Raw genomic sequence first — 23,513 nt, forward strand, 5'->3', positions numbered from 1 at the left:
GTGAGTTAGTTGTTCACACGAGTTGATACTACCAAGAAAGCGCCGGATTCTGAATAAAAGAAGGCATGGGATTCGCGCTGCCATGATTTGAATAAGAACGATTAATAACGAATCCTTAACAAGCTTTTACAACAAAAACTGCGCTGCCGTCACATGCAAATTGACCCAGATAATGAGAATCAATATTATTCGCAACAATCAATTTGTTTCCATTTGTATCAAGTAGCCAGCTAACGAGTTACCTCCCGACGAATGTCGTGCCGGTAAGTAGTCGCCAGCCAACATCCATTAATCGAGGAGTCCTCCATGTCTCATATCAAGAGTCGCAAACATCCAGCCGCGCGACATTTAAATCCAACTTCTGCAGCCGTTGCATTGGCGATTATGGCCCTTCCTGGTGCGACATTTGCGCAGCAAACACCTGCTGATACTACTTTGCCCGAAGTGAGGGTTAGCGGCCAAACAGAAACATACAAAGCGGACTTTGTGGCATCACCAAAATTTACCCAACCATTGGTAGATACACCGCAAACCATTGCTGTAATCAAGAAAGAAATCTTCCAACAGCAGAATGCGACGACTTTGAGTGAAGCACTACGCAATACGCCTGGTATTACTATGCAGCTTGGGGAAAACGGCAACACGCAAACCGGCGATTCAATTTTTATGCGTGGATTCGATACCAGCGGCGCTATCTTCGTCGACGGTATTCGGGACTTGGGAGCGATCTCTCGTGACACTTTTAATCTTGAGCAAATTGAGGTCGTAAAAGGACCATCCGGTTCTGACAATGGACGTGGTGCTTCCTCGGGATACGTGAATCTGGTTTCGAAGAACGCTCAGAATGAAAATTTTGCTAGTGGCAGTTTGACCGTCGGTTCGCACGATCGTCAAAGAGCGACTGTAGACCTGAATCGCAAGCTTGACATTGGTGTGCCCGGTTCTGCATTCCGTTTAAACGTGATGGCACAGGATTACGATGTTCCGGGGCGTAGTGAAGTTCAGAACAAACGCTGGGGTATTGCACCATCACTAGCATTTGGTTTGGGTACCTCCACACGTACCACCTTGAACTACCTGCATATTCAACAAAATAGTATCGCTGATGGTGGCATCTCGACATTTGGCATGCCAGGGTATGCATATGGGGCGTTGCAAGGTGGTCCGGCAGTAAACTCAAGGAATTACTACGGAGTACATGGCGACCATGATGATGTGACAGTGGATATGTTCACCGCAAAGGTAGAGCATGATATTGCACCTGGAACGACGATACGTAACACCACGCGTATCGGACGTTCGAAGCAGGATCTGCTAACGATGGGTATTAATTCCGCGACCACGCCATCGAATAACCCTGCCACTTATACGGTAGCGACTTCCCGACAAGGGCGTCATCAGGTTAATGAAATTCTGACCAACCAGACGAACCTGACGACTGAACTCGACACAGGCTCGATCAAACACACGTTGTCAGCTGGTTTTGAGTTGATCTATGAGAGGCAGAATCAAGCAACGCCAGTAACTGTGGCTAGCACTACCGGTTTGTACTCCCCTGATATCAATCGTGCAGTAGCGATACCGCAATATCGCGGAACGTATACAGACGGTAATACTACAACTGCCGCGTTATACGCCTTTGACACGATCAAATTGTCCGAACAATGGATGCTGAACGCAGGAATTCGTTGGGATCGTTTCAAAACGAAAACCGATTCGGCCAGCTTTAATACGACCACGAATACCCTGACGGTGAATCCAGATCAGTCCCTAAGTGATAGTTTGTTGAGTTGGAAAGTTGGCGCGGTATTCAAGCCGGCTTCAAACGGCAGTGTTTATGCGGGTTACTCTGTTTCATATCAGCCACCGGGTGGTGCAAACAACGGCTTATCTGCAACGGCGACCAACCAGGCAAATTCAACCATGGTGCCGCAAAAAGGTACCAATATTGAGATTGGTACAAAGTGGGAGTTGTTTGATAGCAAGGTATCCGCTACCGCAGCGATATTTCGTGCTGAAAACGAGAACGAGGTTGTATCAGACGGTGGAACGCCTGCGATATTTCGACAAATTGGGAAGCGTCGCGTAGATGGCGTTGAACTTGGATTGGTTGGGCAACTTACCCCGAATCTCAATCTGAGTGCAGGTCTGGCGGTTATGGATGCCGAGATCGTGCGTGGAACGGCGGCTAATCAGGGTGGCCTGATCGTGTTCTCGCCAAAAGTAACGTTCACGTCCTGGGCCACGTATAAACTGGGTGGTGGATTTACCATCGGTGGTGGTGCGCGCTACGTCGATACTTCGGCTCGCAGCAGCAATGTGATTGCGCCAACAACGGGTTTGACGGTCATTCCAGATTACTGGGTTGCAGATGCCATGGTCTCGTACGAGGTCAACAAAAATCTCTCGCTGCAATTCAATATGAACAATCTGTTTGACAAGCGATATATCACGTCCATCAACAACAATGGCTATCGCTACCGTGCAGGTGAAACGCGCAATGCATTGCTGACAGCAAACTTAAAGTTTTAAACTTATGTCCTCGACTGAAATCCTCGTCACTCGGCGAGGATTTTTGTCATTTGAAATTAAATATCGGGCGCAGATTCATGATGCTTCATATACCAGGTGTATTGACTCTGGAGCAAGTACTAAAAATCCGTGCAACGCTGGATGCCACCGATTGGATTGATGGACGAACCACGGTAGGGCAGCAGGGCGCGCAAGTGAAGAAGAATCGTCAGCTGGACGAGCATTCAACAGTCGGTAAGGAAATCGGCAATGCAATTCTGTCTGTACTCGTCAAGAATCCATTGTTCGTATCCGCAGCCTTGCCGTTGCGTTATGTGCCGCCACTGTTCAATCGCTATGAAGGCGGCGAGCATTACGGGTTCCATGTGGATGGATCGGTTCGAACCATTCCGGGGACGACTTTGAGTTTGCGCACGGATCTCTCCTGCACCTTGTTCCTGTGCGAACCAGAAGAATACGACGGCGGTGAGCTGATCGTGTCAGATACCTACGGCGAGCATGAAGTAAAATTACCTGCAGGTGACATGATCCTTTATCCATCGAGCAGCTTGCACAAGGTAGAACCCGTTACGCGCGGTGCGCGGGTTTGTTCGTTTTTCTGGGTGCAGAGTATGGTGCCGGATGATGGCAGGCGTACGATGTTGTATGAGCTGGACCAGAACATTCAAAAACTGCGAGCGCAGATTGGCGATACGTCAGAGGTACTCGGATTGACCGGTCATTATCACAACCTGCTGCGCCAATGGGCGCAGATCTGATGCGTGGCGTGATTGCATCATGCCTTAATACACATCGCGGCGGTAACGACCTTCCATCGTTAATCTCGCCAATGTTTCTTCACCAAGAATCTCTGTAAGCGCATCGTTCAAACCACTGGCCATGCCTTGCAGACTCCCGCAGATGTAGATTGCGGCACCATCCTCGATCCATCGTCGTACTTCACTCGCTTTGCTTAACAAGCGATCCTGCACATATTCACGGCGCTCACCATCGCGTGAAAAAACGATATCGGCTTGTTCCAGTACGTTGCTGTCCTGCCACCGCAAAATGTCTTCCTTGTGAAAGAAGTCATATTCGGCCTGACGTTCACCAAAGATCAGCCAGTTGCGTGTCGCCTTGCCAGAGGCGGCCCGTGCCTTGAGATGACTGCGTAAGCCAGCCAGTCCGGTGCCATTGCCGATCAGTATCAAAGGCCGATCCCGATTTTCGCCAATACGGAAATTGGCATGGGTGCGCAAACGCATATCGACGATCGCACCGACGGAAGCCGTATGTGTGAGCCAACCCGATGCAATGCCAAGCGTGCCATCGCTATGTTTTTCCTGGCGTACCAGCAGATGCAGGCTGCCATCAGATGGGATCGAGGCAATCGAATAATCGCGTGGCTTATGCAGATCACTTGGTGCGAGAACCTGGATCAGATCGCCGGCTTGCCAATCGGCTACAACATCATGCGGTGGTTGCAGCTCGATATGAAACGCAGGATTGCCGGCACTGCCCGGATTGAGTTCACGGCGCGCGGTCAAGATCCATTGTTGATAGGTCGGACCTTCCCAGTCCGGCGCGTCGTTGGTGCCGGCGATATGACTGAGCTCATGTTGCCATGCCTGCAGCGATTTCTTGGTATCGCCATTGCTGTTGACGGTCACATTGTCGAACAACGGTTGTGCGCCACGCGCCTTGAGCCAGGTTGTCAGGTCCCGGCCGAAGCCACAGAACTGCGAATAGCTGCTATCACCCAGCATCAACATGCCAAAGTGCAGCTGATTGAGCGTTGCCTGTCCGGATGACACGACCTTGCTGGCGAATGCCACGCCATTATCGGGTGGTGCACCTTCACCGTAAGTGCTGACGACAAACAACGCGCGTTCTGTTTGTTCAAGATCGCTCGCATCGATATCGGACAGCACCGCCAGACGCGTCTTGATGCCCGCAGTTTTTAAAATCTCAACGGTGCGTTGTGCCAGTTGTTCTGCAAAACCAGTCTGACTCGCATAGGCAATCAGCCACGATTGCCGATCGCCTGCAGCGAGCAGCGCGCGTTGTTTGCGTGCGCGATGACGTGTCCACCAGATACCGCCGCACATCAGCAGATAACCAATCACGAACAGAAGAGCGACGGCGAGTCGCGTGTTGTTATCCCAGTTCACTGCAACATCGCTTTCATGGCAAGACTTGATTGTTCGTGCAGGACGTCTTCGTCACGTGTCAAAAACAGCGCAGCCAATCCAAGGCGGTTGGCGCAGGCCAATCCCTCTTCGGCACCCATGACACCGAGCGCAGTCGACCAGGCATCGGCCAGCATGCATTCACGATGAACAACGGTCACAGATGCCAGTGCATGCACGAGAGGTTCGCCAGTGCGTGGATTGATGGTATGCGCGTAGCGGGTTGTGCCACGGGTGAAGAAACGTCGGTAATCGCCGGAGGTCGCCATCGTGCAGCGGTAGAGTGCGATCAAATGCTCATCCGTCGTCCCATGTTGATGCGGTGGTTGCTCAATGACGACCCACCATGGCTGACCATCAGGACGGATGCCGTGGCCGCGCAACTCGCCGCCGATTTCAACAAGAAAGTTTTCAAATCCAAGAGATTCGATTGCTTGCGCAACCAGATCGACGGCAAATCCTTTTGCAATGGCAGAAAAATCGAGGAACAGCCCGCCCGGTTGTTGCACGCGTCGCTGTGCGCGATCCAGTGTGACACGTTGCCAGCCGCAGAGTGTGCGCGCATCGTTCAGGGTTATTTGATCAGGCGATACAAAGCCGGGTTGATCATAGCGATTTTCAGGGCCGAATCCCCACAGGTTGACGAGCAGGCCGGCGCTCGGGTCGTAAGCACCATCGCTTTCGCGCGCGACTTGCAGAGCACAATCGAGTACGCGAAAGAAGGCATCCGGCAACTCGTGCCATGAACCTGCTGGTGCGTTGTTATAGCGACTCAGGTTGGAGCCCGCTTCCCACGTACTCATCTGCGCAATCACCAGATCCAGTTGCTGCTGGATAGCTTGCTGCACATCGGTCAGCTTTCGTGATGCGCGCGTGACCAGCTTGACGCTCCAGCTTGTTCCCATAGTGTTGCCTTGCAAGGCCTGCACGACCGTACCAAGAACGGGTGGCTCGGGCGGAACATCGAGGATGGGAACGTAGGTATGACGCATGGAAGAACGTTGCGGCCGTCGACATAGTCAACGAGCCGCAGAGATGTCGTTACGGTTGCAGAACTTCCAGTGTTGCCGTGTAGCTGGCGCGACGGGTTGGCTTGTCGATGGTGCCGACTGGCAATGCATGCGATGGCGTGATTGCTACTGCTGATCCTGGCCCCGATACTTGCAGTTCGCCGTTATCTTCACTCGCGTTCAGCCAGAACATGCCGGCATTGGCCCACGTCACGCTGAACTTGCCGCTGGCATCGGTACGCGTACGAATTTCACCGAGCTTGTCGCGATAGCGAGCACCACCTGGAATGACAGACACATCCAGATTGGCAGCTGGTTTGCCATCGATCAGAAATTGAAACTGTGTGGTGTCGCCTGCATACAGATCATTCGGTGCCGATTGCAGTACCAGTTCCAGGCCAACATTCTTTGGCTTCAGCACTGTATCGCTTGGTTTGCCGACAGTGATGAAGGTTTCAAACTGTGCTTGGGCTAGCGAGACGTTGACGTTGGTCGCATCAGCCGGAATTTCCTTGGCAAAGTTTTCGGCCTTGCCGCGCCAGCGTTTGTTGTTCTTGCCTTGTGTGTAGGTTGCGACCAGCGTTTCATTGGTCACGCTGGCTTTGTATGTGCCTTGCGCCGATGGCCTGAATTCGAAGCTGTTGCGTGTCTTGCCGCTGCTCAGATTTTCTGGCGCGATCTCCTTGCCATCCGGGCCGATGATGCGCAGCTTGTTCAGCGGCAGTGGGCCGAGCTTGAATGCAAACACATCATTGGATATACCGGCATCGACGGCAATCCATTCTGCGCCGGACAACACGGTGCTCGATGGCAGCAGCCAGCCGCGATGGGCGTGTGCGACCATTGGCAACGTCAAAGACAGCGCGGCGGCAGCGATGGTCATGCGCAGCAAAGAGGGCTTCATCATCGTCGGTGTCTCCTTATGGTTTTACGGTGAGCGCAATCTCGCCCAGTTCGGCATCGCCTTTGGCTTGCGTGGTTTTGGCCGATCTGGCCGGCCACTGGAATGGCACGCGGACCAGTTCACGACCGCCAGCCTCACGCGCAGCTTCGACTACCAGTTGGTATTCGCCTGCTGGCAAATCATTCAAGCCGGCCTTGGTGCCGTTGAACGAAATAGTATGTGTGCCGGGCGCACGTGTCGCACCGCTCAAACCATCGACGGGCATTTGCAAATCGCGACCGCTCTTGCGCCACCATTGGCGCAAATCCTTCAGATACTTGTCACCTTCATTGCCCTTTGATTTGAGCTGATGCCAGACCGCAAGGTTGCGTACAAAGCGTTGATCCTGACCTTCGATCCAGATGGCAACGTAAGGCTTGTGGTAGGCAGCAACGGTCAGAAGAGGAACTTCAATCTTGACATCGAGATCGCCGGCAAACGCAGTAGACGTCAAAGCCGTGCCGAGCAACAGGGTAGTGCGCTTGTACATAGGAAGAGTCGTGAAGTAATGGATCAATGAATGAACAGCATGGCCAGCACGATCGGCAATACAACGCCGATACCAACCAGCGGCCAGGTGGAAGGGCGGTTGGCCGCATGCATCTTGAGGATGAACAGACCAGTCAATGCAAACAGCAGACAGGCTCCCGCGAAAAAGTCGATCAACCAGCGCCATGCGAGTCCCGTGTGACGGCCTTTGTGCAAATCGTTGAGATAGGAAATCCAGCCGCGCGTGGTCGTCTCGTATTCGACTTCGCCGCTTTCGCGGTCGATGCGCAGCCAGCTGTCGCCACCGGGGCGCGGCATGCTGATATAGATTTCATCAGGTGACCAGTCCACATCGCGCTGGCGTACGTCGGCAGACAGGTTCTGTTTGAGCCAGTCGCTGACGACGACCGGCAATGCCGGGTTCTTGCCCTTGTCGGGGTTGTCCCAGCTGGCCAGCAAACCGGTCAGTTTCTCCGGCAGTTGCGCGGTGCGCATCTTGATTTCGGGTCTGGCTTCGATGTGCTCGGCATTGTTGAGCGTGATGCCGGTTGCAGAAAAGATCAGCATGCAGAGCAGGCTGATGGCCGCGCTGATCCAGTGCCATTGATAGAGCTGCCTGAGCCACCAGGCTCGGCGTTGATTGGGCAGGTGCGCTTGCGGCGATGATGCGGTGGATTCCATAACGGGCGTTATTCTATCATCAAATAGGAATTGTTCTCATTTGAGGAATCTCGCCTGAAACAGAATGCATCCTGAACGCGTCAATTTCGAACCAATAAGAAAAATGCCCGTCACCAGACTGGGTGACGGGCACGAGGGGCAGCCTCGTTAAGGTTGCAGCACTTCGACAGTCGCTGTGTAGCTGGCGCGGCGTACCGGTTTGTCGAGCGTGCCGACTTCGCTGGATGGGCCGCGTGCGGTACCTGCATTCAGCCAGTACATGCCGGGCGTTGGCCATTTGACGCTGAACTTGCCGTCCTTGTCGGTTTTAACCTTGATCTCGTTCAGTTGATCGCGATAACGGATACCGCCTGGCACCACGGTCACTTCGATATCTGCTGCCGGTTTGCCATCGGCCATGAACTGGAAGGTTGCGGCTTCACCGGCAAACAGATCGTTCGGATGGGTAACGGGCACCAGCTCCAGACCTTTGCCGATTGGCTTGATTGCGGTTGGTTTGCCGGCACTGACAAAGGTTTCCAGACGGTTCTGATTCAGGCTGACGTTGACGTCCTTGGCATCGGCAGGCACTTCCTTGGCGAAGTTGGCCGCAGTACCACGCCAGCGTTTGGCTTCGGTGCCTTGCTTGTAGGTCGCAAACAGCATGTCGGTTGCAAAGCCGATACGGTAGGTGCCGGGCTGTGCCAGCTTGACGTCGAATACGCTACGGAATTTGCCGGTCGCCTTGTTCTCGGCATCCACGGTTTTGCCATCGGGATCGGTGATGGTCAGGCCTTCCAGCGAATAAGGACGATGATCGAAATAGAACACTTCGTTCGAAACGGCTGCATCGACCGTCACATACGGTGCTTCGCCGGACAGCACGGTCGACGATGGCAGCAACCAGGTGCGGTGTGCATGCGCAGCCATTGGAACAGCCATGGTGAGCGAGAGGGCGACTGCGGCAGTGCGCAGGATGGACATTTTTTTCATTCTTGCTTCCTCAGGACTTAGGGTTTCAATTGAAGGGAAATTTTGCCAAGCTCGTGCTCGCCCTGGGCTTCAGCCGTTTGCGCCGATTTGGCCGGCCACTGGAACGGGACGCGGATCAGTTCGCGGCCGCCGACTTCCCGTGCGGCTTCCACGACCAGTTGATATTCGCCTGCAGGTAATTTGTCGAGTCCGGTTTTTGCCCCGTTGAACGACAGTGTGTGCTCACCCGGAGCGCGCGTTGCGCCACTTACGCCATCGACGGGCATGGTCAGTTCGCGACCGCTTTTACGCCACCACTGGCGCATGTCCTTGAGCCACTTCTCGCCCTCCTTGTTCTTCATCTTGATGTCGTACCAGACGGCCAGATTCTTCACGAAACCCTGGTTGGCATCCTCGATCCAGAAGGCGACATAAGGGCGGTGATATTCGGCGACGGTCAGGCGTGGGATCTCGACCTTGACGTTGAGGTCTGCGGCGACGACCGGAGTGGTCAGGGCAGCGCCTAACAGAAAGGAATAGCGAACTTGCATCAGACAAACTCCTTGATGAATGACAAATGACTGCGCGTCGAGCCATGTGCGTGCTGCAGCCAAGGGAGCGGGCGGCGTCAGGACAGGGATGGGCCAACAGAAAGACGGTGGATTCTTGTTTTCCGCTCAAACCGGCGTGATGCGGATAATTCACAAATGAAAACAATTATCATCTGCATTGTCCGGGAACAGATGCCGGCGCGCAATAGGCTTTTGTGTAAAGAAGTTTAAAGATGCAGGTTTTTTGCGGCGTCCAGACTGGTTTCGCTGCAAAACATGGAAAAGTCCTGCCTTTATCCGGCACGTACGAAAAATCAATGGCACGTCCACGGCAGCTTTCCGTCGAAAATCCGGCAAGAGCGCCTTACTCAGCCATGCCTGCGCTTTCGTGCTTTTCAAGCTCTTGAAAATGTTTTTTCCTGCCTTATATCCGACTCAGCGGATGCTCAATGGAGGTCCGCCCAACTTTATCGCTTGTAACTTGAAAGGATATAACCATGCGTACTTTTGACTTTTCCCCACTCTATCGTTCCGCTATCGGTTTCGACCGTCTGGCTCAACTGTTCGACGAGGCACAACGCGATGCCCAGCCCAGCTATCCGCCTTACAACATCGAGCTGGTCAGCGAAGACCAATATCGCATCACCATGGCCGTTGCCGGCTTCGACCGTTCTGAAATCGAGATCGAAACCGAGCGCGATACGCTGAAGATCACGGGTCGCAAGGCACAGGAGGAAGGCACTCGCAATTTCCTGCATCGTGGCATCGCCTCGCGCAACTTTGAGCACACCTTCCAGCTTGCCGACCATGTGCGTGTCGTTGGTGCCAAGCTTGACAACGGTTTGCTCAACATCGAACTCAAGCGTGAAATTCCGGAAGCGCTGAAACCGCGCAAGATCGCTATCGATACCGTTGGCGATCATGTGCATGTGCTCGAGCAGAAGGCTGCTTAAGACGTCAGGATGGCTGGAAAAGAAAAAGCGGGCACGTGCCCGCTTTTTTCATGCGCCACTAAAACAATCAGACTTCGACATCCGCTTCAGGCTTCGTTCTGCCAGCGGGAACGACAGACTCACCTTCCTTATCGTCGTCCAGATTGATGTCAATACGATCCGTGTCAATGTCTTCGGCTTCACCGGTTTCCCGCATATTGACGCTGGCACGTTCGCCAGTGCCATTGGAATCGGTATCACTATCAAAGTCGGTCAGCCCCGCCATGTCGCTACCGCTGTCCGAACGATCGCTGGGTCCCAAAGCGCCAGTGCCATGACCGGTCCCAAGACGACGGTCGGCGTCGGCAAGTTTGTCCAGATCAAGAGTTTCTTTTGCCATCATGTTCTCCTTGCTTGAAGTCATGTTCCCATCTTAGTTAGTGGAGAAATGAGGGCCAATCAGAAAACCGATGCAATCGATGTAGGAATACCGAGGATTTACCTGAAAAAAGGTGGAGCGACAGAAGCGCTACGGTATTGACTTGGATAACGCATTTGCTGACATGGCTAACCTTGCACGATGCGTCAATTTATCGAGTCAGGCCGCTCGGACGTGTCGAGTATGGCAAGACGCGAGCAAGGTGCTCTGTGTCGCGCTACCCGAATTCGTAACGCTGCCTGAATGCACGTTCTGCTTCGTATACGCCTGCTCCTGATTTTTCTCCCAAGTCTTCCAGCGAATTCTTGCCAGCAAGCAGACAATGGATGCGCGTACCGTAGCGATGCAGATAGGTTTCTAGCAGTGCAGGCGGCAACCATGGATAACGTGTCTGGGTTCGCTCCCTGTACTGATCGAAGCCGGTGACGGCGGCATTGCTTGGCGTTTCCCCGGCCAGATCGCCGCCGGGCAGGCAGGCATGGGCCGTCCAGCGTGCGTGGTTATTGCCGAGCAGTGGGGCGAGCAGATCGACGGCTTCTTCTGCAAGTTTGCGATAAGTCGTCAGCTTGCCACCAAATACCGTGAGAACAGGCGCTGCGGATTTCTCCAGCTCAAGCTTGTAATCCCGCGTCACGGCAGCGGCTGTGGTGCGCTGGTGATCATCGTCGTTTACCAGCGGGCGTACGCCGGAAAAACTGTGTATGACATCCGCAGGAGAAATCGTCCTGGTGAAATAACGATTGATCAGCGTACACAGATAATCCGTTTCCTCCGGCGTGATGGCAACGTGATCGGGATCGCCGCGATATTCGACATCCGTGGTGCCGACAAGTGTGTAATCGTGTTGATAAGGAATCGCGAAGACGATGCGACCGTCGCTGTTCTGGAAAATATAGGCGTAATCGTGATCGAACAGTTTGCGTACGACGATGTGACTGCCTTTGACGAGGCGCAGCGATTTGCCGCTACGGCCATGCACCGTGTCGTGCAGGAACTGCGCAGCCCACGGACCGGCCGCATTGACAAGTGCATTGGCGCGCACGGTTTGCTGCTGCCCGTCTGACGATTGCAACACGGCCAGCCAGTGATCTTTGCGACGTGTGACCGCGATGCACCGTGTGTGGGCCAGCACCGTAGCGCCGCGTTCTTTGGCATCCAGTGCATTCAACTCAACCAGTCGTGTGTCATCCACCCATGCATCGGAATAGGCAAAGCCTTTGACAAAGCCCGGTTTGAGCGGGTGCCCTGTCGGGTGCTGGCGCAGATCGATGCCGGCCGAGCCGGGCAGCAACGCGCGTCTGGCGAGGTGATCGTATAAAAACAGACCAAGGCGAATCAACCATGCCGGACGCTGCCTCTGATCATGCGGCATGACAAAGCGCAGCGGGTGAATGATGTGTGGTGCGATACGCATCAACACTTCGCGTTCGATCAATGCCTTGCGCACCAGCGCAAATTCATATTGCTCAAGATAGCGCAGACCGCCATGAATCAGCTTGGTCGAGGCCGAGGACGTGTGTGCGGCCAGTGCATCTTTTTCACATAGCACTACCGACAGGCCGCGCCCGCTGGCATCGCGTGCAATGCCAGCACCGTTGATGCCGCCGCCGATGACCAGAATGTCATACGCCTGTTCCATGCCTGCTCCTTGATGACTGCCGCTTTTCCTACATCGTAATCAGAAATGCGCCGATGGTGGGGTTTGTTTGCTGCTTTTAGAATCGCTTCATCATCACCGGAGCCGGCGGTTCGAAAATATACCGGCACCAATTCCCTGTGCAGCCATTCGGCTGCATTTTTCATTTCTGTCCTGCCTTTGCCTGCCGTGATCCTTGCGTGGCCTTTGCTGATGGCGAGCGCTACACTGTTCCTATCTCATTCATTGCGTGCCTTTTATGTTCCTTCTTGATGCGGCGTTCTGGGAAGTCTCCAGCTATATCGTGGCGACGCTTGGCCTGCCTTTTGCGATTTTTCTTTTCTTCCACGAGCAGCGCAAGGAGCGCGATGCCGAGGATGAAGAGGCCTATCAGTTGCTGCAGAATGCGTATAACGACTTTCTCAAGATCGTGCTCGACAATCCGGATCTGCGATTGCGCAGCGCCAAGGCGCGAAATGATCTGAGCGATAACCAGCGCGAACGTACGCTGATCATTTTCGAGATGCTGATTGCCTTGTTTGAACGCGCCTACATCGTGGCCTACGAGCCGGATCTGACGGGCGTCGCGCAAAAACGCTGGCATTCATGGGATGACTACATGCGTGAATGGTGTCGCCGTGAGGATTTCTATTACTTGCTGCCGCAATTGCTGCGTGGTGAAGATGAAGAGTTCGCCTCGTACATTCGCCGTCTCGCAGAGGAAGAGCGCGGCGATCTGGTGACAACACCCTGATTCCCCTACCTGCCCAAGCTGACCCGAAGCTGACGCCATCATTATAATTTCATTTAAAATTTATTAAATACACGTTAAATATCAACATCTTCCCCTAAAATTTCGACTTGTAAGGATTTGCTCTGTATCCTGCGTGTCCAACTTGAAAATGGGTCGTCTGCCGCTGCATGGTGACCCGATTAAAAAAGGACCAAGGAGATCGCCATGCGAATTCTGTTACTACTCCCATTCATCGGGCTTTTATGGGTGCCCTTTTATAACCATGAACTGCCGACGCTGTTTGGCTTTCCTTTCTTCTATTGGTATCAGTTTGCCTGGGTGCCGCTGACCTCTCTTCTCATCTGGATCGTGTATCGCCACGAAAAAAGCAAGGGAGAAGAATGATGGAAGGGCATATCAACTGGACGGCGCTCGGCGTCTTCATTTTCTTCTTCGCGCTGGTCACGGTGCTGGGCTTTGCCGCATCGCGCTGGCAGAGCGGCAAGAACAACAAGGGTGATCACCTCGACGAATGGGGTTTGGGTGGTCGTAACTTCGGTACATGGATTACCTGGTTTCTGGTCGGTGGCGATTTCTACACGGCGTATACCGTGATTGCGGTACCGGCGCTGGTCTATGCCGTCGGTGCCTATGGTTTCTTTGCGCTGCCTTACACGATCATCGTGTATCCGATCGTGTTTGCGATCATGCCAAAGCTGTGGAAAGTTGCGCATCGCGATGGACACGTGACGGCGGCCGATGTTGTCTATGGTCGTTATAACTCGCGTCCGCTGGAATTTGCGATTGCCTTGACCGGCGTCGTCGCGACCATGCCATACATCGCATTGCAACTGGTCGGTATGGAAGTCGTCATCAAGGCGCTGGGTCTGACGGGTGAGTTGCCGATCGCCGCTGCCTTTATCGTGCTGGCGCTGTACACCTACTCGGCTGGTTTGCGTGCACCGGCATTGATTGCCTTCGTCAAGGACCTGATGATCTACATCGTGGTGCTGGTGGCTGTCGTTCTGGTACCGATGAAGCTGGGTGGTTACGGCGTGGTGTTCTCGTCGGCGAGTGATGCGTTCACCGCCAAAGGCGGTGCGACCGGCCTGTTCCTGCAACCGCAGCAAATCCTGCCTTATGCGACGCTGGCGCTGGGTTCGGCGATGGCGGCATTCATGTATCCGCATACGCTGACGGGGATCTTTGCGGCCAAGAGCGCGGATACGATTCGCAAGAACGCGGTCTTCCTGCCTGCCTACACGATTCTGCTGGGTCTGATTGCGCTGCTCGGTTTCATGGCACACGCTGCAGGGATCTCGGTTACGAACAACAGCGATGTGGTGCCGGCCTTGTTCAATGCCTTGTTCCCGAGCTGGTTCAGCGGCTTTGCGTTTTCGGCGATCGCGATCGGTGCCCTGGTGCCGGCCGCGGTGATGTCGATCGGTGCATCCAATCTGTTCACGCGTAACTTCTGGAAGCCTTACGTGAATCCGGCGATCGATGATGCTGGTGAACAGAAAGTGGCGAAGATCGTGTCCTTGCTGGTCAAGGTCGGCGCGCTTGTTTTCATTCTGTTCCTGCCAACCAAGTTTGCGCTCGATCTGCAACTGCTTGGCGGTGTCTGGATTCTGCAGACTTTTCCTGCCGTCGTGTTCGGTCTGTTCCTGCAGTGGTTTCGCGCACCGGCCTTGCTGGCTGGCTGGGCGGTCGGTCTGGGTGCAGGGACCTGGATGGCGTTTGCAGACGGTATCAAGCCGGTTCATACGCTGGTCATCGGTGATGCCAGCTATACGGTGTACACCGGCTTGCTGGCGCTGACGCTGAACATCGTGGTGGCCGTTGTGTTGCAACTCATCCTGGGTGGACGCACGCCGCGCGCGCAGGCAGTGAAGTAAAAGGCGGCAAGCAAGGTAAAAGACAGGATCGACCGGATCGTCTTCCGGTCTTTCTGCCGAAAAGAGAAGGCCCTGCGTTTTGTCACAGGGCCTTTGCACGTCATAATAGCGGTTCACTCATCCGCCGCCATTCTTGATGCCTACCTTCGCACCTCTCCAGAACGATACCTTCCTGCGAGCACTGTTACGCCAACCCGTTGAATACACGCCACTGTGGCTGATGCGTCAGGCAGGTCGTTATTTGCCCGAGTATCGCGCAACGCGGGCGCGTGCCGGATCGTTTCTTGGTCTTGCGCAAAATCCGGACTTCGCAACCGAAGTGACCTTGCAGCCGCTCGACCGCTATGCACTGGATGCGGCCATTCTGTTCTCCGACATTCTGACCGTGCCGGACGCCATGGGATTGGGCTTGTACTTTGTGGAAGGGGAAGGGCCCAAGTTCGAGCGTCCCTTGCGCGATGAAAAACAGGTCCGGGCATTGGCCGTACCCGACATGTCGTCATTGCAATACGTGTTTGATGCCGTGACCCAGATTCGCTCGGCGCTGTCCGGTCGCGTGCCACTGATCGGATTTTCCGGCAGTCCGTGGACGCTGGCTTGTTACATGGTGGAAGGCGGCGGATCGGACGATTTCCGTACGGTCAAAGCCATGCTGTACAACCGGCCCGATCTGATGCAGCACATTCTGGAAACCAACGCCGCGACGGTTGCGGCATACCTCAATGCCCAGATCGATGCCGGCGCACAGGCTGTGATGATTTTTGATACCTGGGGCGGTGCGCTGGCCGATGGTATCTACCAGCAGTACTCGCTCAAATACACACAGGATGTCGTGCGCGCCTTGCAAAAGGAAAAAGATGGCCGACGTATCCCCAGCATCGTGTTCACCAAAGGGGGCGGTTTGTGGCTGGAAGAAATCGCGGGCATTGGTGCGGATGCGGTCGGACTCGACTGGACCGTCAATCTGAAGACCGCACGTGCCAAGGTGGGCGATCAGGTCGCCTTGCAGGGCAATCTGGATCCGACCGTGCTGTTTGCACAACCGGAGCGGATTCACCAAGAAGTCGCCAACGTACTCCAGGCCTACGGCGCGCACACGGCGGGTTCCGGCCATGTCTTTAATCTCGGGCATGGCATCTCGCAATTCACGCCACCGGAGGCGGTGACTGCGCTGGTAGAGGCCGTACACACGCTTAGTCGCCCGTTTCATGTCGCTTGACGTACACCGATCGTGTAATTGTTTCATGGAAACATGATTTGTTGCCTGAAAAAATGCACTGTTTTTTAGCGTATTGCGTCGATGATGCGGTGCAACGTACATTTTTCACACAAGCTTCTGCGATTTATGCACAGAAGCTGGGAGTGGGTAAGCACTATCACTGCGCGCGACTTATGTGGTTTATCGTACAAAGCTGATTTTGCAAGCCATTGATTTTATTGGATTAATTTTTTGCTTTTTGTTTTGGCATTTTATTGAAACCCGCATGAAATCAGGGGTTGGGGACGGCTTTGACGGGTTACCCACAAAGTTATCCACAAGATTTGTGGATAGCCAAAAAATGACTTAAGAATCGAAAACTTAGCGCAATTGTTAAGAATCTACTTGAGGTCGTGAAACGTCGATCTTCCAAATGGTGGGTAAGCAAACTGATGAAATTCGGCGTGTAAAAATTGCATGGAGGCTACATTTATGCGCGTCCGCTCTATGCTTATTCACAAAATGGTGCATTCGTCCTAATGAGAACGATTGCTATCCGTTAAACATCTCCTCTGGGAAGATTTTTGTAATTTATTGATTTTAAAAGAATATTTTTTGGAGGTTTCCACTGCCAAAAAACCATCCAAGCATGGTTGTGCATTGCATATCGGGAATCCACAAGGTTGTTCACAAAGTTATCCACAGAAGATGTGGACAGCTGAAAAAGTGGTTATGAAACCGTTAGTTAGCGTCGCTATTGAGTTTTCAGCTCAAGTTCGTGTGCGATTGCAATATGCACCGCTGGCAAAACAATTCCATAATGAAAATTGATTGTCGGAGTATGTCGACATGGCTTTGTAAGAATTTCAATAAAGCAAAAAATAACTTGCATGCGCGACGCATACTTATTCACACGAAATAAAGGTTCCGAGATGGTAAAAAAATTTTTAAAAAATTTTTTCTCGGTCCAAAATGGTTTCGTAAGTCATTGATTTTAAAAGAACGTATTTCTGCTCTCGTTTTGAGCAATTTATTGAAACCCGCACGTTTCCTTGCTGTATGGGCTGTCAAGTCAAGCTTATACACAAAGTTATCCACAGCGAATGTGGATAGTTAAAAAAGCGCTTATGAAACGTGTAGTTAGAACATTTCTTCAGGATTTACCTTAACTCTGTGAGCGAATGCATCCTTAAAGTCGCGCTCGACTCCCCGCTTGACATTTCATTCGACTATCTGTGGCAGGCGGAGGAGGGCGAGCGTCCGGAGATCGGGCAGCTTGTGCTGGTGCCGTTTGCACATCGCGAAGTGGTCGGCCTGATCGTTGGTATCGAAACGGAAAGCGATCTGCCACGCGACAAGCTCAAGACGGCGCTTGCAGTCCGGATGCAGCTACCGCCGCTATCCCCGGCATGGATTGCATTGTGTCGATTCGCTGCCGAGTATTATCAGCGGCCGCTGGGCGAGGTGGCCTTGCCGGGTCTGCCCAAGAACTTGCGTGCGGTTAAGACCGTATCGCTCGACAAGGCCATCAAAAAACTGGCCAAAGCGGGCAGCGCGCAGACCGCCACGGCAGGCGATACGCCGCGATTGAACGATGCGCAACAGACCGCCGCGACGTCGCTGGCCAATACCAGAGAATTCGTGCCGACGCTGTTGTACGGGGTGACGGGCAGTGGCAAGACTGAAGTGTACTTGCATGCCGTCGCGCAGGTGCTGGCGCGTGAAAAAGAGGATGGCATACCGGCACAAGTGCTGATCCTGGTGCCCGAGATCAATCTGACGCCGCAACTGGAAGCCAATGTGCGACAGCGCTTTCCGGAGGTCATGGTGGCCACCTTGCATAGTGGTCTGGCCGAAGGCGAGCGTTTGTTGCACTGGCTGGCTGCGCACAACGGGCAAGCCCGCATCGTCCTGGGGACGCGTCTGGCAATCCTGTCGTCCATGCCGCATCTGAAGATGATCATCGTCGATGAAGAGCACGATCCATCCTACAAACAGCAGGAAGGTTTGCGCTATTCGGCGCGCGATCTGGCGGTGTGGCGCGCGCATCAACTGAACATCCCGATTGTGCTCGGCTCGGCTACGCCGTCACTGGAGACCTGGCAGCACGTGCTGTCGGGGCGCTATCGCAAGCTGGAACTCCGTGAGCGCGCGGTGCAGGATGCGGTCTTGCCGAAGGTCGGTCTGATCGATCTGGAGCGCAAGGCGCCGCGCGAAGTCGTGACCGACGGCATCAGTGCCAGTCTGCTGGCAGCCGTGCGCAAACGACTGGAGCGCGGTGAGCAATCCCTGCTGTTTCTCAATCGTCGTGGCTATGCACCGGTCATCCACTGCGATGCCTGCGGATGGATCAGCAACTGCACGCGCTGCAGTGCCTTCATGGTGCTGCATAAACGTGATCGTCGCCTGCGCTGCCATCACTGCGGGCTGGAGCAGCGGATTCCGCATGCCTGTCCCGACTGCGGCAATGTGGATCTGAAACCGCTCGGGCAGGGGACGCAGCGCGTGGAAGAAACCTTGCACGGGATTTTTCCGGACGCGCGCATCATGCGTATCGATGCAGATTCCACGCGACTCAAGGGCAGTGCGCAGCAGGCATTTGATGCCGTGCATCGCGGTGAGGTCGATATCCTGATCGGTACGCAAATGGTGGCCAAAGGCCATGATTTCCGTAACCTGACGCTGGTCGGGGTGCTCAACCCGGATACGGCATTGTTTTCGCATGATTACCGTGCGAGTGAGCGCCTGTTTGCGCAACTGATGCAGGTTGCCGGTCGGGCCGGTCGTGCAGCGCAAAAGGATGGCGGTAATCCGGCTGAAGTCCTGATCCAGACGCGCTTTCCGCACCATCCCTTGTTTGCCGCGGTCCGCGTGCACGATTACGATACCTTTGCAGGCGAGTTGCTGGAAGAGCGTCGACAAGCCAATTTTCCACCGTTCATGTACCAGGCGCTGTTGCGTGCCGAGGCGCGCGAACTCCAAACTGCGCTGGACTTTTTGCATGCGGCAGCGGCCTGCATCGATCACGATGGCATTACCGTCAATGATCCGATTCCGATGACGATGACGCGTGTGGCAAACGTTGATCGCGCGCAATTGCTGGTGGAATGTCCGTCGCGTCCTGTGCTGCAGGGATTTCTCAAAGACTGGATGGCGGCGCTGCGTCCCATGAAGACGCGTGCGCGCTGGTCACTGGAAGTCGATCCGGTTGATATCTGACGCGACGTGGTTGACGGAACGGATTGCCGGATCGAACGTCCATTGTCTGTAATCGCAACGTAGCAAGTGAGGAAAAACATGACATCGTGGAAAAAACGATTGGTAACCGTCAGCTGCACTGCAGCCTTGATGCTATCGAGCGTGTCGGCAATGGCACTGGATGCGGAAACGCAGGAGGCACTCAAGGATTGCAACAAGACGCAGCTGTCGATGAACATCTGCGCCAGCCATCGCTATGCCCAAGCCGATAAGGCGCTCAACCAGCAATATCGCGTGACCATGAACAGCAAGGACGTGAAAGGCAAGCAGCGACTGCGCAATGCGCAGCGTGCATGGGTGCAGTTCCGTGACAAGGACTGTCTGGCCAGCATTGGCCCACGTGATGCATCCGGATCAATCTGGCCGCTGCTGCAGTACACCTGTCTGGCGGATCATACCGAGCAGCGCATCGAAAGTTTGAAACTGCAAGCGTGTGGTCTGGAAGGCTGCGCAAAATAATGGCGCCAATCGACTGGCAATGGGCGCCACTGGACGAGCTGGATGGGCGCGCCGTACACGCAATGCTGCGACTGCGCCAGCAGGTGTTTGTACTCGAACAAACCTGTTTGTATCCAGACATTGATGCACTGGATCTCGAAGCCCATCATTTGCTCGGATGGCAGAGGGTGGATGGCGTACGCACACTTCGTGCATATCTGCGCTGCATCCCGCCCGGGGCGCATTACGACGAAATCGCGATCGGCCGTGTGCTGACTGCCGAGGAGGTTCGTGGTCAGGGTTGGGGAAGCGCGTTGATGAACGAAGGTATTCGCCGGGCCGAGGCGCAATTTCCCAGGCATCGGATACGCATTTCGGCGCAGGCTCATCTGGAACGGTTTTACACCGGTTTCGGGTTTGCGCGCGTATCCGACATTTATCTGGAAGACGAGATCCCCCATATCGCCATGCAGCGTTGACAACGGCGTCGCGCGGCAAAACACGCTCAAACGCATTGCAATCATTTCATACGAATTCATTTGCATTCGAATGATTTGACATCAATCGACATCCGACGTATAATAATTGCTCTTTTATAAACAGGGACATCAGAAAAACAGGAAAATGTGAGGTAGTTGTGAAGCGGCGCGACACAGAAACAACAGATATCGCTACACTCGCGTTCATGAATGACATCGCTCAACTTGTTGCCGTAAATGACTCGATTCGCATCCTGCAAAGCGTTCGCCGGATTGCGCAGTGCGTTGAGCACCATTCGAAACGTTTGGCCGTCACCCACAACATCACATCGCCACAACTTGTGGCACTTCTTGCAATAGCCCAGATGGGACCCAGCACGCTCAAGGCAATCGGGCGCGCTATCCAGCTCAGTCCAAGCACGGTCGTCGGTATCGTTGATCGTCTGGAAGAAAAAGGGCTGGTCCATCGCCAGCGTGACACGCGCGATCGCCGCAATGTTTTTGTCGCGGTGACAGCAGCCGGTCAGACCGTTTTGGCCAATGCACCATCGGCCTTGCCCAACGGGTTTGGCAGTGCCCTTGGTGCATTGCCAGAATCAGACCGGCAGGCACTCGTTGTGTCACTGGAACAGTTTGCTACTTTGCTGGAAGCCAAAATACCGGCAGAGCCTGCATAAGGTTTCAAGCAGGTAAGTCGCCTGGCTGGTACACGGCGTTTTTCTGATTTCCTTTTTTTGAATGAGTGTAACTGCGGCAAACTTTGTCGCGGGGATCGCTTTTTCTCAACAAGGAGAAAGCATGACCGCACGAGTACTTACCCCGGCTCCTACACGACAGATCGTGTTGCGTATGCCGGCCCGCCGGGACGGCGCAGCGTTGCATGATCTGATTGCGCACTGCCCGCCGCTCGACCTCAATTCGCGCTACGCCTACCTGTTGCAGTGCGACCATTATGCAGACACGTGCGTGGTTGCAGAGGTGGATGGACGCATCGTCGGTGCCATCACCGCATACGTCCCGCCAACCAAACCGGACACCCTGTTTGTCTGGCAGGTTGCGGTTGATCCCACCATGCAAGGCCAGCGACTGGCGTCTCAGATGCTGGATAACCTGATTGATCGCTGTCTGTCTGCCAGCGGTTCGCATCCGGCAATCCGTACGGTCGAAGCGACCATCAGCCCCAGCAACATCGCCTCGCGCAAGCTGTTTACCAGTTTTGCCACACGCTATGGTGTCGAGATTGCTGCCGGCCTGCACTTTGCGGCAAGCGACTTCGGCAAGGGCGACCACGAAGAAGAGTGGTTGTACCGCATCGGGCCCTGGCCGGTTCGCTCCTGATCCTAATTCTTGCTGCCGCACCCCGGTGTGGCAGCGTCCGCCATTCCATCAAAAACATCCAACAAGGAGAATCATGATGCGCATTTTTAATCGACTTGAATCTGAAGTTCGCGGCTACATCCGCTCTTTCCCCACCATTTTCTCGAAAGCGCAGAACGCCGTGCTGACCGATGAAAGCGGTCAGGAATATATCGACTTTCTGGCAGGTGCCGGCACGCTGAACTATGGTCACAACAACCCGATCCTGAAGCAGGCGGCCATTGAATATCTGACCGAAGACGGCATCGTCCACGGCCTTGACATGGCAACCAGCGCCAAGAAGCACTTCCTGCAGACGTTTGAAGAGCACATTCTCAAGCCGCGCAAGCTGCAATACAAGGTGCAGTTCACCGGCCCGACGGGTACCAATGCGGTGGAAGCGGCGATCAAACTGGCGCGCAATGCAACTGGTCGTCAAAACGTGATCTCGTTTACCAACGGCTTTCACGGCGTATCGCTGGGTTCGCTGGCGCTAACGGGTAACCGCAAGTTCCGCGATGCCGCCGGTACCGCACTCAACGATGTACATCGTGCACCGTATGCCGGTTACTTTGGTCAGAACATCGACACCATTGCGATGCTCGACAAGCTGATCGTCGATCCCAGCAGCGGCGTCGATCTGCCGGCAGCAGTGATCGTCGAATGCGTGCAGGGCGAAGGTGGGCTGAATGTGGCCGGCTTCAACTGGCTGAAAAAACTGGAGCAACTGTGCCAGCGTCATGAAATCCTGCTGATCGTCGATGACATTCAGGCGGGTTGCGGTCGTACCGGTACCTTCTTCAGCTTTGAGCCTGCCGGCATCAAACCCGACATCGTGACCTTGTCGAAATCGCTGTCCGGTTACGGTTTGCCAATGGCCATCCTGCTGATGAAGCCGGAGCTCGATATCTGGAAACCGGGTCAGCATAACGGCACGTTCCGCGGTAACAACCTTGCGTTCGTAACGTCGGCCAAGGCGATTGAAACCTACTGGAGCGATAACAAGTTTCAGGGTTCGGTCCAGAAAAAAGGACAGGTGATCGAAGCTTTCCTCGACAAGCTGGTAACCAGCTATCCGGATGCACAACTGACGCGTCGCGGCCGCGGCATGATGCAAGGCATTGCGTGTGCCGATCCGGCACTGGCTGACCGCATCACCAGCATCGCCTTCCAGAATGGTCTGATCATCGAAACGTCCGGTGGACAGGATGAAGTCGTGAAGCTTCTGATGCCGCTGACCATCGAATCCGAAAAGATGCTCGCCGGTCTCGACATTCTGGAACAGGCCGTGGCAGAAGCCGTCAATGAAAAATCCGCCAATGAGGTGGAAGCGAACAGCAATGAGGTGACCGCATGATCGTACGCAAACTGAAAGACATTCTCGATACATCCCGTGACGTCAAGGCGCCGACCTGGTGCAGCCGTCGTTTGCTGCTGGCAGACGACAACATGGGTTTCTCCATGCATCACACGGTGATCTATGCCGGGACCAAAACGCACATCCACTACAAGAACCACCTGGAAGGCGTCTATTGCGTACAGGGGACCGGCTCGGTCGAATTGGTGGGCAGCGGCGAAGTGTTCAAGATCGAACCGGGTACGCTGTACGCCCTCGACAAGCACGATGAGCACTGGCTGCGCGCCGACGACACGGATCTGCATCTGATCTGTACGTTCAATCCGCCGCTGGTCGGCGACGAGGTGCACGACGAACACGGCGTGTATGCCTCGGCCAGCGAATTCAAGAAACAGGCAGCTGAAAAAACCGTAACAAGCACCACTACCGACGCCGCTGCCGCCAAAACGTAAAGGAGACTTACC

Annotated in this window: 25 protein-coding genes; 15 read left to right on the top strand and 10 right to left on the bottom strand. The window is 54.4% G+C overall.

Features of this window, described 5'->3' with window-relative positions:
- Positions 1 to 306 precede the first annotated feature (306 nt).
- Together IEV29_RS09410 and IEV29_RS09415 are read left to right on the top strand one after the other, a co-directional pair.
- Positions 307 to 2,532, top strand: coding sequence for a catecholate siderophore receptor Fiu (locus tag IEV29_RS09410; RefSeq protein ID WP_188380928.1), 2,226 nt, complete (start codon positions 307 to 309; stop codon positions 2,530 to 2,532).
- A 77-nt stretch (positions 2,533 to 2,609) separates the two neighbouring features.
- Positions 2,610 to 3,290: a Fe2+-dependent dioxygenase gene (locus tag IEV29_RS09415; RefSeq protein WP_188380929.1), complete on the top strand. Its 681-nt coding sequence runs from the start codon at positions 2,610 to 2,612 to the stop codon at positions 3,288 to 3,290.
- Between the two features lie 24 nt (positions 3,291 to 3,314).
- On the opposite strand, the gene IEV29_RS09420 is transcribed toward IEV29_RS09415, so the two are convergent.
- The 7 genes from IEV29_RS09420 to IEV29_RS09450 all read right to left on the bottom strand — a co-directional run bounded on the left by IEV29_RS09420 (position 3,315) and on the right by IEV29_RS09450 (position 9,325).
- Positions 3,315 to 4,682: a sulfite reductase subunit alpha gene (locus IEV29_RS09420; RefSeq protein WP_229726299.1), complete on the bottom strand. Its 1,368-nt coding sequence runs from the start codon at positions 4,680 to 4,682 to the stop codon at positions 3,315 to 3,317.
- Positions 4,679 to 5,692, bottom strand: a complete 1,014-nt coding sequence (locus IEV29_RS09425; protein ID WP_188380930.1) for an FAD:protein FMN transferase — start codon at positions 5,690 to 5,692, stop codon at positions 4,679 to 4,681. Before IEV29_RS09425 ends, IEV29_RS09420 begins: the two co-directional genes overlap by 4 nt.
- Before the next feature lie 49 nt (positions 5,693 to 5,741).
- A complete protein-coding gene (locus IEV29_RS09430; protein ID WP_188380931.1) occupies positions 5,742 to 6,617 on the bottom strand; it encodes a DUF4198 domain-containing protein in 876 nt (291 codons plus the stop codon).
- Positions 6,618 to 6,630: 13 nt separating this feature from the next.
- Complete coding sequence (locus tag IEV29_RS09435) at positions 6,631 to 7,143, bottom strand: DUF2271 domain-containing protein (RefSeq protein WP_188380932.1); 513 nt, start codon at positions 7,141 to 7,143, stop codon at positions 6,631 to 6,633.
- Between the two features lie 23 nt (positions 7,144 to 7,166).
- A complete protein-coding gene (locus IEV29_RS09440; protein WP_188380933.1) occupies positions 7,167 to 7,823 on the bottom strand; it encodes a PepSY-associated TM helix domain-containing protein in 657 nt (218 codons plus the stop codon).
- 147 nt (positions 7,824 to 7,970) lie between these two features.
- Complete coding sequence (locus IEV29_RS09445) at positions 7,971 to 8,795, bottom strand: DUF4198 domain-containing protein (protein ID WP_188380934.1); 825 nt, start codon at positions 8,793 to 8,795, stop codon at positions 7,971 to 7,973.
- A gap of 17 nt (positions 8,796 to 8,812) precedes the next feature.
- On the bottom strand, positions 8,813 to 9,325 hold the full coding sequence (locus IEV29_RS09450; RefSeq protein WP_188380935.1) for a DUF2271 domain-containing protein: 513 nt from the start codon (positions 9,323 to 9,325) through the stop codon (positions 8,813 to 8,815).
- A 497-nt stretch (positions 9,326 to 9,822) separates the two neighbouring features.
- On the opposite strand from IEV29_RS09450, the gene IEV29_RS09455 reads away from it, so the two are divergent.
- Positions 9,823 to 10,278, top strand: a complete 456-nt coding sequence (locus IEV29_RS09455; RefSeq protein WP_188380936.1) for an Hsp20 family protein — start codon at positions 9,823 to 9,825, stop codon at positions 10,276 to 10,278.
- Positions 10,279 to 10,345: 67 nt separating this feature from the next.
- Here IEV29_RS09455 and IEV29_RS09460 read toward each other — a convergent pair whose 3' ends face one another.
- The 3 genes from IEV29_RS09460 to IEV29_RS09470 all read right to left on the bottom strand — a co-directional run bounded on the left by IEV29_RS09460 (position 10,346) and on the right by IEV29_RS09470 (position 12,499).
- Complete coding sequence (locus IEV29_RS09460; protein WP_188380937.1) at positions 10,346 to 10,657, bottom strand: hypothetical protein; 312 nt, start codon at positions 10,655 to 10,657, stop codon at positions 10,346 to 10,348.
- Positions 10,658 to 10,913: 256 nt separating this feature from the next.
- Complete coding sequence (gene glpD, locus IEV29_RS09465) at positions 10,914 to 12,335, bottom strand: glycerol-3-phosphate dehydrogenase (protein ID WP_188380938.1); 1,422 nt, start codon at positions 12,333 to 12,335, stop codon at positions 10,914 to 10,916.
- Positions 12,245 to 12,499 (bottom strand): hypothetical protein, encoded by a 255-nt coding sequence (locus IEV29_RS09470; RefSeq protein ID WP_188380939.1) that lies wholly within the window; start codon positions 12,497 to 12,499, stop codon positions 12,245 to 12,247. Before IEV29_RS09470 ends, glpD begins: the two co-directional genes overlap by 91 nt.
- A gap of 92 nt (positions 12,500 to 12,591) precedes the next feature.
- On the opposite strand from IEV29_RS09470, the gene IEV29_RS09475 reads away from it, so the two are divergent.
- The 12 genes from IEV29_RS09475 to IEV29_RS09530 all read left to right on the top strand — a co-directional run bounded on the left by IEV29_RS09475 (position 12,592) and on the right by IEV29_RS09530 (position 23,501).
- Positions 12,592 to 13,086, top strand: coding sequence for a hypothetical protein (locus IEV29_RS09475; protein WP_188380940.1), 495 nt, complete (start codon positions 12,592 to 12,594; stop codon positions 13,084 to 13,086).
- 204 nt (positions 13,087 to 13,290) lie between these two features.
- Positions 13,291 to 13,470 (top strand): DUF3311 domain-containing protein, encoded by a 180-nt coding sequence (locus IEV29_RS09480; protein WP_188380941.1) that lies wholly within the window; start codon positions 13,291 to 13,293, stop codon positions 13,468 to 13,470.
- On the top strand, positions 13,470 to 14,963 hold the full coding sequence (gene mctP, locus IEV29_RS09485; RefSeq protein WP_188380942.1) for a monocarboxylate uptake permease MctP: 1,494 nt from the start codon (positions 13,470 to 13,472) through the stop codon (positions 14,961 to 14,963). The genes IEV29_RS09480 and mctP overlap by 1 nt, the downstream gene beginning before the upstream one ends.
- 136 nt (positions 14,964 to 15,099) lie before the next feature.
- Positions 15,100 to 16,182: a uroporphyrinogen decarboxylase gene (gene hemE / locus IEV29_RS09490; RefSeq protein ID WP_188380943.1), complete on the top strand. Its 1,083-nt coding sequence runs from the start codon at positions 15,100 to 15,102 to the stop codon at positions 16,180 to 16,182.
- A 528-nt stretch (positions 16,183 to 16,710) separates the two neighbouring features.
- Complete coding sequence (locus IEV29_RS09495) at positions 16,711 to 16,992, top strand: hypothetical protein (protein ID WP_188380944.1); 282 nt, start codon at positions 16,711 to 16,713, stop codon at positions 16,990 to 16,992.
- 342 nt (positions 16,993 to 17,334) lie between these two features.
- Positions 17,335 to 19,380, top strand: coding sequence for a primosomal protein N' (locus IEV29_RS09500; RefSeq protein WP_188380945.1), 2,046 nt, complete (start codon positions 17,335 to 17,337; stop codon positions 19,378 to 19,380).
- Between the two features lie 78 nt (positions 19,381 to 19,458).
- Positions 19,459 to 19,878: a lysozyme inhibitor LprI family protein gene (locus IEV29_RS09505; RefSeq protein WP_188380946.1), complete on the top strand. Its 420-nt coding sequence runs from the start codon at positions 19,459 to 19,461 to the stop codon at positions 19,876 to 19,878.
- Positions 19,878 to 20,336 carry a GNAT family N-acetyltransferase gene (locus tag IEV29_RS09510; protein WP_188380947.1) on the top strand — a complete coding sequence of 153 codons (459 nt, stop codon included), beginning with the start codon at positions 19,878 to 19,880 and terminating at the stop codon, positions 20,334 to 20,336. The genes IEV29_RS09505 and IEV29_RS09510 overlap by 1 nt, the downstream gene beginning before the upstream one ends.
- A 206-nt stretch (positions 20,337 to 20,542) precedes the next feature.
- The gene (locus tag IEV29_RS09515; RefSeq protein WP_188380948.1) at positions 20,543 to 21,013 is read left to right on the top strand and encodes a MarR family winged helix-turn-helix transcriptional regulator; all 471 of its coding nucleotides are present in this window, start codon (positions 20,543 to 20,545) and stop codon (positions 21,011 to 21,013) included.
- Positions 21,014 to 21,134: 121 nt separating this feature from the next.
- Entirely contained in the window at positions 21,135 to 21,674 is a 540-nt protein-coding gene (ectA, locus tag IEV29_RS09520; RefSeq protein WP_188380949.1) for a diaminobutyrate acetyltransferase, read from the top strand.
- 70 nt (positions 21,675 to 21,744) lie between these two features.
- Positions 21,745 to 23,049: a diaminobutyrate--2-oxoglutarate transaminase gene (gene ectB, locus IEV29_RS09525; protein WP_229726339.1), complete on the top strand. Its 1,305-nt coding sequence runs from the start codon at positions 21,745 to 21,747 to the stop codon at positions 23,047 to 23,049.
- Positions 23,046 to 23,501 carry an ectoine synthase gene (locus IEV29_RS09530; RefSeq protein ID WP_188380951.1) on the top strand — a complete coding sequence of 152 codons (456 nt, stop codon included), beginning with the start codon at positions 23,046 to 23,048 and terminating at the stop codon, positions 23,499 to 23,501. The genes ectB and IEV29_RS09530 overlap by 4 nt, the downstream gene beginning before the upstream one ends.
- Positions 23,502 to 23,513: the final 12 nt, after the last annotated feature.

Source organism: Oxalicibacterium faecigallinarum, assembly GCF_014635705.1.
In the GTDB taxonomy this organism is placed as follows: Bacteria; Pseudomonadota; Gammaproteobacteria; order Burkholderiales; family Burkholderiaceae_D; genus Oxalicibacterium; species Oxalicibacterium faecigallinarum.